Source organism: Streptomyces nanhaiensis (assembly GCF_046614825.1).
GTDB lineage: Bacteria > Actinomycetota > Actinomycetes > Streptomycetales > Streptomycetaceae > Streptomyces > Streptomyces radiopugnans.
This window is the reverse complement of record NZ_JBKJFM010000001.1, coordinates 84346-95617: the sequence shown is the minus strand read 5'-3', so window position 1 is coordinate 95617 and position 11272 is coordinate 84346. Positions and strand designations below refer to the sequence as shown.

The window sequence follows — 11272 nt, the reverse complement described above, 5'->3', positions numbered from 1 at the left end:
TGTGACGGGTGAAGAGTGCGGGGACGGCTGAGCGCCGGGCGTCATACCGGGGAGCCAATGTGGGGGTGCTACCGCGGTAGGGGGTGGGGGAGGGGCGGGGGCGGTCCTACTCGCCCGGAGCGACCAGCCCCGACTCGTAGGCGAAGACCACCGCCTGGGCGCGGTCGCGCAGGCCAAGCTTGGTCAGGACGCGGCTGACGTGCGTCTTCACCGTCTGCTCAGCCAGTACCAGCGTCTGCGCGATCTCCCCGTTCGACTGCCCGCGGGCCACCAGCGTGAGGACCTCGGTCTCGCGTTCCGTCAGGCCTTTGAGCCGCAGCGCGGGCTTGCCCCGGACGGCGGAACGCTGCTTGGCGAAGTCCGCGATGAGCCGGCGCGTCACGGAAGGGGCGAGCAGCGCGTCGCCCGAGGCCACGACGCGGACCGCCGCGATGAGGTCGGCCGGCGGCGCATCCTTGAGGAGGAAGCCGCTCGCGCCCGCCCGGAGCGCCTCGTAGACGTAGTCGTCGACGTCGAAGGTGGTGAGCATCAGGACGCGCGGCCGGTGTGTCACACCGGGTGCCGGCTCCAGGAGGCGGCGTGCGGCCTCCAGCCCGTCCATCTCGGGCATCCGCACGTCCATCAGCACGACGTCCGGGTGGGTACGCCGGCTCAGCTCGACGCCCTGCGCGCCGTCGGGGGCCTCGCCCACCACGTCGATGTCGCTCTGGGCGGCCAGCAGGGCGGCGAAGCCGGCCCGCACCATGGCCTGGTCGTCGACGATGATGACGCGCGTCGTCACGTGAAGTCCTTTTCAGTCAGCGAAGTTCAGGGGAAGTTGGGCAGCGACCCGGAAGCCGCCGTCCGGCAGCGGCCCCGTGTCGAGGCTGCCGCCGACGAGCCGCACCCGCTCGCGCATGCCGACGAGACCGTGCCCGGTGCCGCCCACCTCGAGCGGCCCGTCGGGCGGCTGGGGCGGAGGTCCGTTGACGACCAGGACGGTGAGCCGCGCACCGTCCTGCGGATCGGACTCCGTCACCGACAGCGACACCTGCGTGCGGGCACCCGGTGCGTGCCGCACGACGTTCGAGAGAGACTCCTGGACAATCCGGTACGCGGACAGGCCGACCGCCTCGGGCACATGGGCGTCGCAGGGGGTGAACTCCACCGGCCCGCGGGCCCTCGCCGTCACTTCCACCAGCTGCCCGATCTGCGCCAGGCCCGGCTGGGGCACGAGCTCGCCGTGCGCCTCCTCGTTGCGCAGCACGCCGAGGAGCCGTCGCATTTCGCCGAGCGACTCGCGCGCGGTCGCCGCAATGGACGTGAACTCCTCCCGCACGTTTGGCGGCAGCCTGTCGAGGCGGTACTCCGCTGTGTCCGCCTGCACCGTGATGACGGACATGTGGTGTGCCACCACGTCGTGCAGCTCGCGGGCGATCCGGGCGCGCTCCTCCAGCAGCGTCCGCCGGCCACGTTCGGCCTCGCTGATCGTCTCCTGCTCGACCAGCCTGCGCTGCACCTCGGACCGCTCGCGCAGCGCACCGCCCAGCAGGAGCGCGACGCCCCCGAGGATGGTGAACAGCAGGCCCATGGCGCCGAAGCCATGGGGCGCGACGAACCCCAGGGCCACGTTCGCGGCGGCCGTGGCCAGCCACACCAGCAGCAGTGTCCGGCGCCGCTCGCGCAGGCCCAGGGCGAGGCAGAGGCCGACGTACCCGACGATCTCCATGGGAGGGAACGGCCACAGCAGCCGCTCCTGGAAGTCGACGGTGAGCAGGGCGAGCGCCCCGGCAACGTCCGCGACGAAGACCACGTACCAGGCCTGCAGCGGCCGCACGACGGCGAGCAGCAGCGGCGCGGCCTGCGCGACGGCCAACCCGCCGGCGACGCCTCCGGTCAGGCCGTAGTCGGCGGTGAGGACCACGATGGTCGTGGGCAGCAGGGCGACGCACAGCACGAACGCCACGGCCCACGGCAGCAGCCGCACCCATCGCCGCGAAGCCCCCGCGAGCAGCGCGCGCGGGCGTTCCTCCTCCACTGAGGTCATGCGCACCAGCCTATGTGCGCCGCGACGGCGTCCGGAGTGGCGCAAGGCGTCGGCTCCTCATATGCCGGCACGCAGCGGTTCTCCCACTTCGTACATGTGCCGCAGGGCCTGACGGTAGGAGTCGACGAGGTCGGTCTCCGCGTAGGGGATGCCGAGGTCGCGGCAGCGGGCCTTCACCATGGACTGGGCGAGCCTCGGGTGCGCGCGTACCAGCCGGGGCGCCGGTCGAGCAGCCCTGTTCCTCGACGTCACGCAGCAGCGGTGTGAACTCGCTGACCGCGTCCGGTGGGGCTTGTCGCGCGGTGGTGTTCCCGCGGTGCGGCGGAGGTGAGCTTCGCCGTGTGCTGCCGGCACGCGTGGTCACTACGGCGGTGGTCGGCAACGTCCTGAAGCGGCGCATCCATCCGTCTCCTCGGCTCGGCGTCGGCGCAGATGGTCGCGGAAGGGGTCGACGAGGGTGGGCTGGTAGGAGGGGGCGATGCCCAGGCCATGTGCGTCCTCCCCGCCGACGCGGGAGTGTTCCGCACCATGCGATTTTCGTGCACTCGGACGTGCCGTCCTCCCTGCGGGTGCGGTGTGGGCGTGTTCGGTGGCACCGCGCATCAGCCGCTCGGCCGCCGCGTGGAGCTCGCCTGCCCACTCGGCGTGGAGCCGGCCGTCCGGCGTGCGCTGCTCCTGCCGCGGGGTGCGCAGCCGCTCCCGCTCGTCGTAGCGGGCCTGGTGCTCGGCGCTCGCCTCCTGCGGGAACTGCGGGGTGATCGCCGCTTCGAGCGGCGGCGTGAAGGAGGCGGTGTGGACATCCCAGGGGCGGTGCGGGCCACGCCAGGACATCCGCGTGCACACCACTGCGGTCCTCCTCGCCCTTGGCGCGCGTCCGTCTCCTTGGCGGGACCCGGGTACGGTGCTCCGAGGCGGGATCTACAACCTACGGGGGCATGAGGTGACCGGTGGAGTGCGCGGGCGGGAGGCGGTCGCCGCGCTGCGGCCCGTTCTTGCTCCGGGTGCGGGCGCGGACGAGGGGGTCGACTGGGAGGCTCTCTCGGCCGCCTGGGGCGTGTGTTTCCCGTCCGACTACCGGGCCTTCATGCAGGTCTACGGGGCGGGCGGCATCAGCGACTCCCTCGAGATCCTGCGCCCGCTGGGCCCGGACCGCATGGACGACGGCGGCATGGCTTCCGAGACGGCGAACGCACGCGACCAGTGGCCCCCGGACTCGGCCGCCGACAGCGCCGCAGGCGGTGGCGGCACCACGGGGGATGTCCTCGCCTGGGGCGTGACGACCGCGGCGGACGTCCTGTGCTGGCCGACCTCTCCGGCCCACCCGGACCGGTGGCCGGTCGCGGTGCTGCGGCCGAGCCTGGTCTCCCGGTGGACCGTTCACCCCGTGGGTATGGCCGAGTTCCTGCGCCGACTGCTGGCCGGCGAGTTCGACAGCTGCCCGGTCAGCGACACCACGCTGTGGCGGGCGGGCGCGGGGCGGTTCCTGCACTGGCGCGAGGAGGAGCGTCTGCTGGCCCAGGGCATCGACCCGTGGACGGGCGAGCCGGACCCGTACGCCGGCCTGCGGTTCGACCCCTGACCCGCCCGGCGGCGGTTGTCGAATGCGGGGGGGTCGGCGGGCGTGTCCGGTGGCTTGTCAGAGCCTGCGGTTAGCGTCGCTTCTCATGGGTATCCACTGCGAGTACGTCCGCCTGTCCCCGGCCGAGCTGCGGCGGTCGCTGGACGATCCGGCCTGGGCGCACAAGCACCTCGAAGAGCTCGGTGACGCCTGGGCCGGCGGGGATCCGCTGCCGCCGGAGAAGGCGCCGTTCTTCAGCATCGAGAAGGCCTGGCACAAGCTGCACGACCTCCTTGCCGCCCACGGCGGTATGCCGGTCGACATTGTCCACGGAGGGGCCGTGCTTGTGCTGGAAGAGGAGATGGCCTACGGCCCCGCCCGTTACCTGAACTCCCAGGACGTCGCCCGGGCTGCCGGTTTCCTCGCTGCCACACCGTTCGGCGAGCTCGCCCGGCACTACGACCTGGCGGCCATGCGCCGCGCCGAAATTTATCTCCTGCCGGAATCCGAGGCCGGGGTTCCCGCGGACCTGGAGACCCTGCGGCGCCGCTACCAGGAGCTGACCCGGTTCTTCCGCGCTGCCGCCACAGCGGGCGACGCCGTCGTCCTCATGCTGACCTGACCGGGCTTCCGGCTCCGCCCGGACAGCCCCACCCGACACCCACAGACCCCTTCGCCCAGCCCCCGCTGCGGGGCAGGAGCCACTCTGCCCGGCTCTGTGCTGCCTGCCGGTCGGACTACGCCTTCTGCGTCTGCCTCTCTTCCCGCCTCCCGCGGCCTGGTCTTCTCCGGCGTGGTGGCGGGTTCGGTGGGGAGCCTGCCCGGTCGCTCACCATGGTCGCTTGTCGGTGCGGGCGTCATAGTGTTGCGAGGGGGATGCCGTGCGGGCGGCCGGTGAGGAGGGCTGCGATGTGGTCGGCGCAGCGCAGGGCCGCCTCGGCCATGGCGCGCCGGGTCATTCCGGCGATGTGCGGGGTGAGCAGGGCGCCCGGCACGCCGGACAGAGGGGAGGCGAAAGCGGCGTGTTCGTGGGCGAAGGTGTCGACGGCGGCGGCTGCCAGGGGGTGGGCGGGGTCGCGCAGCGCGTCGGCCAGCGCTTGTTCGTCGACGATCCCGCCCCGGGCGGTGTTCAGCAGGATCGCCCCGGGCCGCATCAGCGCCAGTTCCGCCCGACCGATCATCGAGCGGGTTTGTTCGGTGAGCGGAAGATGCACCGACACCACGTCACTGGTGGCCAGAAGGCCCTCAAGGGACGCGACCTGGAGCACCACCGACTCCTTTGCCAGTGCCGGGCGGCGGGAGAAACCCTGGACGGCCATGCCCAGGGCGGCCGCCCGGCCCGCCAGGGCCGATCCGATCCGACCCAGTCCGGCGATGCCCAGGGTCAGTTCCGACAGCTCGACCGCGGGAGCGGCCGGAGTGCTCCAGCGGCCACCGTGCGCGGCCTCGTTGTGTGCCACCAGGTTCCGGGTCAGGGCGAGCAACTGGGCCAGGGCGAACTCCGCGACCGCGTTCGCGTTGGAGCCCGGGGTATGGGTGACCGCCACGCCGTGGCGGTCGGCGGCGGCCAGGTCCACGTGGTCGGTGCCCGCCCCGGCCCGCCCGATCACCCTCAGCCGGTTGGCCAACGCCGGGCCGGTCGCCGCCGCCAGGAAGGCGGCGCGCAGCGGGACGCCGGCCCGGGACTTGAGTGCGTGGTAACCGAGCCCGCCGCGGACGGTCTCGGCGACAAGCGCCGACTCATCGAAGGCGTCGAAGTCGGCGAAGGCCACCCGGCCCGCCCACGCCGCCCGCACGCCCGCCGGGTCGGTCACCCGCCGGAGGTTCAGCGTGACGGCCAGACCGTGCCCGAGCAGACGCTCCAGCTCACGGTCGAGCAGCTCCCCGGGAGCCGCGTCCAGCAGCAGCACTCGCATCCGCCCCATGGTCCCCCTTCCCGGCGGGTGGACCGTACACGCTCCCAGTGGCCGACGGCGAGAGCCCCGGCCCCTGTACCGGCAGGAGGTCCTACACCCCCAGTTCCTCCAGCACGGCGGCGCGTTCGGCGTCCAGCCGGTCCCGCCTCTGGCGCTGGTTGCTGATCCACACCCCGAGCCGGACGGGGTGCCAGTGCCCGGCCTCGTCACGGACGGCTTCGATCCATGTGCGGGGCACCTTCACGTGTCCTTCCGGTTGCCGGTATTGGCGGAGTGCGGCGAGGGCGCGTTCCAGGTGGTGGCGCCGGCGCGGCGACCACCGCTCCCTGGGGATCGTCTGCAAGACCGTCGCCCAGGCGGAGACGCTCCACCGCGCCCTGTCGGATGCCGGCGTCGAGTCGGCCCTCCTCGACTACGGCACCACGGTGTTCACCGGCGGCATCGTCGTCACCTCGGCGCACATCGCCAAGGGGCTGGAGTTCGACGCAGTGATCGTCCCGCACACGGGCGACGTCAACTACGCCGACGAGATCGACCGGTGCATGCTCTACCTCGCGTGTACCAGGGCCATGCACGAACTCCACCTGACCCACACCGGGCCCGTCTCGCGCTTCCTGGGCTTCACCGAGCATCCCGGGGGCACTCCCGGCGCCGCCGGGACCGGGGCGGCAGAGGTCCGCGACCGCGCGGTGGACGTATCGGTGTGCTGACCTCGGCCGGGGGTCATGCCCCTAATCAGCGGTCTGCCGATGCCTCCGGAGTCGGTGACACCACCCCCCAGGCCATGTGTTCGACAGGGGGAGAAAGTCATGCCGACTCCGGAGGCCGGGTGCCCCGTTGCGGGGCCACCAAGAAGGTAATGGGGGCTGCACCGTCGCCCCGGCCCCGGACCATGCCCGGCAGGCGTGCTGGATCGCCTCAGGTCCGCTCGCCCGCCGGGGCCGCCGCTCCCGGACGCCCGGGGTGGCCGATCCGGTTCCTTCAGCCGGAACAGGGGGGATCAGGATGCCGGCCGTGCCTGGCCTGGGCGTTGAGGCGGCTGGCCCGGCCTGGCGGGAGATCGCCCTCCAGCCGCACGAGATGCTGCTGTGCCGCCGCAGGACAGCCGCACCCACGCTGTGAGGCGGCAGGCCCTGGGCCGGGATGGGGAAGGAGTACGTCCTACCGCCGACAGTTCCGGGCCGCTGAAGAGGCGGCACGAGCACAGCGGGCGCCCGCCCCTTCGCAGCAGTTCCGGCCTCTTCTCTCAGCGGCGCTGTGCTCTCTTCAGCCGATCGACTTGGATATCGATCAGGTCAGGAGGAAAGGACGCGCTGCCGTCCACGTCCAGCATGTTGAACGTCGCTATCGTGGTACCGACGAGAACCACAACGGTCTGCTCCTGCCGGAGCGGGTCCTCGCCGGTGGTTTCCTCAACCCCGAGGAGGTGCTCCTCGAGCGGGATCACGGTGCGATAGCTCACGGCCTCGTCCCCGGTCCGTGGCGGGCTTTCCACGGCAAGCCGGGCCCGGAACTCGCCGACATAGCCGGTCCCGGAGTAGGACGTGCAGGTTTCCACGCCCGCCTGAAGCCGCGCGAAAGCCTCCTGAGCCCCCGTGCCCTTGTAGGAGGCGAGGATCGAGGAACCGGCCCAGAGGCTGTCCTTCCAGTTGAAGACCTGCTCGACGGCGGCGAACGCGCCTTCGCCGCGGCTGACCTCGAGAACCTCCTGACAGGCAGGGTCGGAGACCGGCGGAAACGAAGGCCTCCCGGCACGCAGCTTGCGCTCCTGCACGGGAGTTCCGCCCGGGCCGGCCTGCGGAACTTCTGCTTCCCGCAAAGCCAGTGTCTTGAGCTGCTTGACGCTCAGCGGGCGGCCCGCTGTGCCAGCCGACGTCTCGGCGTCAGCAGCCTTGGCTGCGCCGTCCGGCACCTGGGCCGTCGCGCAGCCGCCCGCCCACAGCGCCCCGGCGACCAGGACCGCTCCCAGTGTTCTCGCCTGCGGCTTCCCCTGACGCACGCAACCTCCTGCTCGAATGTGATGGACCGGCAGAGCCTAGCCCAGCCTTCCGCACGTCGGCGTACGGGCTTCCGCCGCAGGAATCCAAGGGCACCGCACCCGCCGTAGCGAGCACCGAAGCGGAAGGGCCCGAGCGTCTGGGCGTCGGCGAGACAGTGATCGTGCGGGGCCCCGCGCCGTTCCTCTTCGTCGACGAGGTGGGCACTCGGGCCGAACCCGTCGAGTGCGGCGCGTTCTGCTCGACGCCCGAGCAGGGCGGGACCCGCCACCGGTTTGGCTGGCACGACGCCGGTACCGGCGGGGAGGACGCGACGACCCTGGTCGTCGGCGCCTATCCGGTGCGCGGGGAGATCAGTCGCAGGCTGCTGGACGCGCTGCCCGTCGTACTGCGCGTGGGGTCCGGCGGCGGGCCCGACCCCGTGTGGGACCATCTCGCCGCCGAGGTCGCCGCCGACACCCCGGGCCAGCAGATCGTCCTCGACCGGCTGCTGGACTGGATGCTGGTGTGCGCGCTGCGCGAGTACTTCGACCGGCCCGGCGGTACTCCGCCGGGCTGGTACTCCGCCGGGCGCGACCCGGTGGTGGGCGGCGCGCTGCGCCTGCTGCACGGGGAACCGGCGGCGCCGTGGACGGTTGCCTCGCTGGCCAGCCGGACCGGGGTGTCGCGGGCCACGCTGGCGAAGCGGTTCACCGACCTGGTCGGCGAACCGCCCCTGACCTACCTCACCCGCTGGCGCATGACGCTCGCGGCGGACCTGCTGACCGAGCGCGAGACGGCGACTGTCGCGGAGATCGCCCGCGCCGTGGGCTACTCCGACGCGTTCGCGTTCAGCGCGGCGTTCAAACGAACCCGCGGCATCAGCCCCAGCGCGTATCGGCGCACCGCGACGGCCCCGCCCCCGCAGCCGGCCGGCGCACCCTCATGACGAGTCCCCCGGCATCCGGTTCCTGTGACTGTGGTGATGGCACTGTGGGGTTCTCAGCGGTCGCCCGAGGCCGGGGGGGGGGCGACGGTTCGGTGCTCGTGTCGTAGGGGTCGGCTTCTCCATGCTGCACCTCAGCGTCGCCTCGCCTTCCGTGGACGAGCACGAGGCTCTCCTGGCCTCGGTCGAGCACTTCGCCTTCTGCCCGGACGACATCTGGCAGGGCAGCAGGCCGTACGCACTGGCCGCATACGCCGAGCGGATCACCGGTGCCCACTGCTGGGACTTCTGGTGGGACTGACCCGCTGCCCGGAAGACGTTCGACTGGGAAGTGGCCCTCGGAGTGCGGTGCTGGAGTGTCAGGCGGCGGACAGTCTGTGCCACCAGTGACTGCAGCCGCCGGAGCAGAAGCGCTCGCGGCGCCGTCCGTCGGCGATCGCGAGCACCGCGATCAGCAGCCGGAACGCCTTGCGGCGTTCGTCCAGGGGCGCAAGACCGGCGATCTTTCCCAGTTGCTCGTCCATCCGGCCTCGTGAGATCAGCACTGCGGGTGTATGCGTCGGGCGCAGCCCGGCACGGCGGATGCTCTCCGGTGCGTCCTCGGTGACCGCGCGCGCCTGAACGCAGTGATGGCGCAGGGACAGCAGCACCTCGGACTGCTGTTCCCGTCCGAGGCCGTCGAACCATTCGAGGCCCTGGGACATCGGGCGCAGCCCCTGCGCGAGCTCGTTGAGCAGGACATCGCGTTCGTTCACGACTGCCTCCAGTGGGACGGACGCCGCTTTGCAGCGGTGATCAGGGTTCCGAGCAGCACTGCCGGATCGGCCGCGCCCTCGGCGTCGTCGGCCCAGCGAGCAGTCTGCAGTGGGTGGACCTGGTCGACCAGGACGCCTTCGCGGGCCAGGACGAGGGCCACCGCCGGCATGGCCGAGCGGCACAGCCACTCGTTGACGGCGGCGACGAGGAGGGTCGCCTTGTAGCGGGCCGCCGGCTTGCCGTGGCGCGCGGCGGCGGCGCGGTGCTTTTTTTGGGGGGTTGGTTCCGTACTCGACCGTGTGGCGCTCGCGGTGGCCGGCCGGGCCATCGACACGGCTTGCCCGGCCACCCGCCTCCGGGACGTGGCGTACGCGTTCTCCTGTGCGGAAGCCGCGTGCGCGCTGCACGAAACCGGGTCCTGTCCTCCTCGAATCGGCTCAGTCCGAGGTCGTCCCGGGTTTGGTGTGAAGAACGTCGCGGGCCTGCTCCGCGGCGCGGGCGATGCTCTCGCTGACGAAGCCGAGGAAGCGGGCGACGTTCTCGAGGCGGGCGGCGGCCGGGGTGCCGGGGCCGAGGACGCCGATGCCCTGCCGCGCGGTGTCGACGAGTTGGGCGGTGGAACGGGCGCTGGCCATCATCGACCGGTACCAGACGTCGTCGTCGACGACGTAGCGCTCGCGGCGGCGTTCGCCGCGTTCCCGGCGGACGAAACCCTGGCTGTCGAGGAACGCGACCGCTTTGGAGATGGACGCCGGGCTGACTTGGAGGCGCTGGGCGAGTTCGGAGGCGGTGAGGCTGCCGGTGTCGGTGAGGGCGAGGCAGGCCATCACCCGGGACATCATCCTCGGCATGCCCGAGGCCATGAAGGCGGCGGCGAATGTCTCCTCGTACTCGCGTACAGCCTCGGAGACACCTCCGTGTGCCTGCGGGAGCGTCTGCGGTTCTCCTGGCACGGCCTGCCTGCGCCGGCGGGTGCGGCGTTCGGTGGCGCGCTGGGCCAGGTCGGCCCGGTAGCCGGCGGGGCCGCCGTTGCGCATCACCTCACGCGTGATCGTCGAGGTCGGACGATCGAGACGTCTGGCGATCTCGGCGTAGGCCAGGCCGTCGCCCAGTCCCTGCACGATCTGTCGGCGTTCCTGCTGGGTGAGCCTGCTTCCCGGCATCGCGGTCTCCCTCGTTCTCCCGATGGCTTCAAGATAGCGTTCACGCTCAATCCATTGCAACGAATGGATGATTGTCGTTGCGTTAATCCTGATCGGAGTTGCAACGATTTATCGGCTTCCACCTGCTGTTATGGTCCTCCCGTGCGACAAAGATGTTGATGGATAATTGAATGCAACGTAGCGTTTCCGGTGTAAGAAAAAACGAGTCAAGGGAGAGCACGATGCAGAAGTTCGACACCCCCGCCCCGGTCTCCGCAATCCTCGACATCCCCGCGGGACGCATCCGGTTCATCGCCGCCGACCGGGCCGACACCGTGGTCGAGGTCCTGCCCGCGAACCCCTCGAACGGCCGCGACGTGAAGGCGGCCGAACGGACCAGGGGCGAATACGGTGGCGGTGTCCTGCGAATCGAGACCTCTCCGGGGAAGAACCGGATCCTCGGCGACTCCGGATCCATCGAGGTGACCGTCCAACTGCCCGCCGGCTCCCGCGTCGAGGCGAAGGCGGCCCTCGCCGAGTTCCGGGGCGTCGGACGGCTCGGCGACGTCACCTTCGAGGGCGCGCAGGCCACAGTCAAGCTCGACGAGACCGCGAGCGCCAGCCTCACCCTGCAGGCCGGCGACATCTCGGTCGGCCGCCTGGGCGGCCCCGCACAGATCAGCACCCAGAAGGGCGACATCCACATCGCCGAGGCCCTGCGCGGCACGGTCACGCTGCGCACCGAGCACGGCGACATCTCGATCGCCGCCGCAGCCGGTGTCCCGGCCGCCCTGGACGCCGGTACCGCCTACGGCCGCGTCAGCAACGCCCTGAAGAACGCCGGAACCGCCGAACTCGACATCCGTGCCACCACATCCCACGGCGACATCACCGCCCGCAGCCGCTGAAAGAGCGGAAACCGCACGATCCGGCCGGACTCACCGCGACCGAT

At 71.7% G+C, this 11272-nt stretch carries 13 protein-coding genes and 3 pseudogenes; 6 read left to right on the top strand and 10 right to left on the bottom strand.

Features of this window, described 5'->3' with window-relative positions:
- Positions 1-106 precede the first annotated feature (106 nt).
- From ACLIYP_RS00520 to ACLIYP_RS00505, 4 genes and pseudogenes are all read right to left on the bottom strand, one after another.
- Positions 107-781, bottom strand: coding sequence for a response regulator (locus tag ACLIYP_RS00520; protein WP_093663234.1), 675 nt, complete (start codon positions 779-781; stop codon positions 107-109).
- A 12-nt stretch (positions 782-793) separates the two neighbouring features.
- Positions 794-2026 (bottom strand): sensor histidine kinase, encoded by a 1233-nt coding sequence (locus ACLIYP_RS00515; RefSeq protein ID WP_412711151.1) that lies wholly within the window; start codon positions 2024-2026, stop codon positions 794-796.
- Between the two features lie 57 nt (positions 2027-2083).
- A pseudogene (locus ACLIYP_RS00510) lies at positions 2084-2233 on the bottom strand (acyl-CoA desaturase); the annotation flags it as partial.
- A 156-nt stretch (positions 2234-2389) separates the two neighbouring features.
- On the bottom strand, positions 2390-2857 hold the full coding sequence (locus ACLIYP_RS00505; protein WP_412711150.1) for a hypothetical protein: 468 nt from the start codon (positions 2855-2857) through the stop codon (positions 2390-2392).
- Between the two features lie 109 nt (positions 2858-2966).
- Between ACLIYP_RS00505 and ACLIYP_RS00500 the strand changes: the two genes are divergently transcribed.
- The gene (locus tag ACLIYP_RS00500; RefSeq protein WP_412711149.1) at positions 2967-3605 is read left to right on the top strand and encodes an SMI1/KNR4 family protein; all 639 of its coding nucleotides are present in this window, start codon (positions 2967-2969) and stop codon (positions 3603-3605) included.
- Positions 3606-3690: 85 nt separating this feature from the next.
- On the top strand, positions 3691-4206 hold the full coding sequence (locus ACLIYP_RS00495; RefSeq protein ID WP_412711148.1) for a YfbM family protein: 516 nt from the start codon (positions 3691-3693) through the stop codon (positions 4204-4206).
- A gap of 235 nt (positions 4207-4441) precedes the next feature.
- Here ACLIYP_RS00495 and ACLIYP_RS00490 read toward each other — a convergent pair whose 3' ends face one another.
- Positions 4442-5500, bottom strand: coding sequence for an NAD(P)-dependent oxidoreductase (locus ACLIYP_RS00490; protein WP_412711147.1), 1059 nt, complete (start codon positions 5498-5500; stop codon positions 4442-4444).
- Positions 5501-5591: 91 nt separating this feature from the next.
- Positions 5592-5738 carry a helicase associated domain-containing protein gene (locus ACLIYP_RS00485; RefSeq protein ID WP_412711146.1) on the bottom strand — a complete coding sequence of 49 codons (147 nt, stop codon included), beginning with the start codon at positions 5736-5738 and terminating at the stop codon, positions 5592-5594.
- Between ACLIYP_RS00485 and ACLIYP_RS00480 the strand changes: the two genes are divergently transcribed.
- The gene (locus ACLIYP_RS00480; RefSeq protein WP_412711145.1) at positions 5728-6210 is read left to right on the top strand and encodes an ATP-binding domain-containing protein; all 483 of its coding nucleotides are present in this window, start codon (positions 5728-5730) and stop codon (positions 6208-6210) included. The genes ACLIYP_RS00485 and ACLIYP_RS00480 overlap by 11 nt on opposite strands.
- Positions 6211-6746: 536 nt before the next feature.
- Here the strand turns inward: ACLIYP_RS00480 and ACLIYP_RS00475 are convergent.
- Positions 6747-7499 (bottom strand): hypothetical protein, encoded by a 753-nt coding sequence (locus tag ACLIYP_RS00475; RefSeq protein ID WP_412711144.1) that lies wholly within the window; start codon positions 7497-7499, stop codon positions 6747-6749.
- A gap of 116 nt (positions 7500-7615) precedes the next feature.
- Here ACLIYP_RS00475 and ACLIYP_RS00470 point away from each other — a divergent pair.
- Positions 7616-8425, top strand: a pseudogene (locus ACLIYP_RS00470) (AraC family transcriptional regulator); the annotation flags it as partial.
- 94 nt (positions 8426-8519) lie between these two features.
- Positions 8520-8723: pseudogene (locus ACLIYP_RS00465) on the top strand (DUF4253 domain-containing protein); the annotation flags it as partial.
- Between the two features lie 58 nt (positions 8724-8781).
- Here ACLIYP_RS00465 and ACLIYP_RS00460 read toward each other — a convergent pair.
- The 3 genes from ACLIYP_RS00460 to ACLIYP_RS00450 all read right to left on the bottom strand — a co-directional run bounded on the left by ACLIYP_RS00460 (position 8782) and on the right by ACLIYP_RS00450 (position 10341).
- Entirely contained in the window at positions 8782-9177 is a 396-nt protein-coding gene (locus tag ACLIYP_RS00460) for a DUF5958 family protein (protein ID WP_412711143.1), read from the bottom strand.
- Positions 9174-9527 (bottom strand): hypothetical protein, encoded by a 354-nt coding sequence (locus ACLIYP_RS00455; RefSeq protein ID WP_412711142.1) that lies wholly within the window; start codon positions 9525-9527, stop codon positions 9174-9176. The genes ACLIYP_RS00460 and ACLIYP_RS00455 overlap by 4 nt, the downstream gene beginning before the upstream one ends.
- Positions 9528-9615: 88 nt before the next feature.
- Positions 9616-10341 (bottom strand): GbsR/MarR family transcriptional regulator, encoded by a 726-nt coding sequence (locus tag ACLIYP_RS00450; RefSeq protein ID WP_412711141.1) that lies wholly within the window; start codon positions 10339-10341, stop codon positions 9616-9618.
- Positions 10342-10562: 221 nt separating this feature from the next.
- Between ACLIYP_RS00450 and ACLIYP_RS00445 the strand changes: the two genes are divergently transcribed.
- Positions 10563-11228, top strand: coding sequence for a DUF4097 family beta strand repeat-containing protein (locus ACLIYP_RS00445; protein WP_412711140.1), 666 nt, complete (start codon positions 10563-10565; stop codon positions 11226-11228).
- Positions 11229-11272 lie beyond the last annotated feature (44 nt).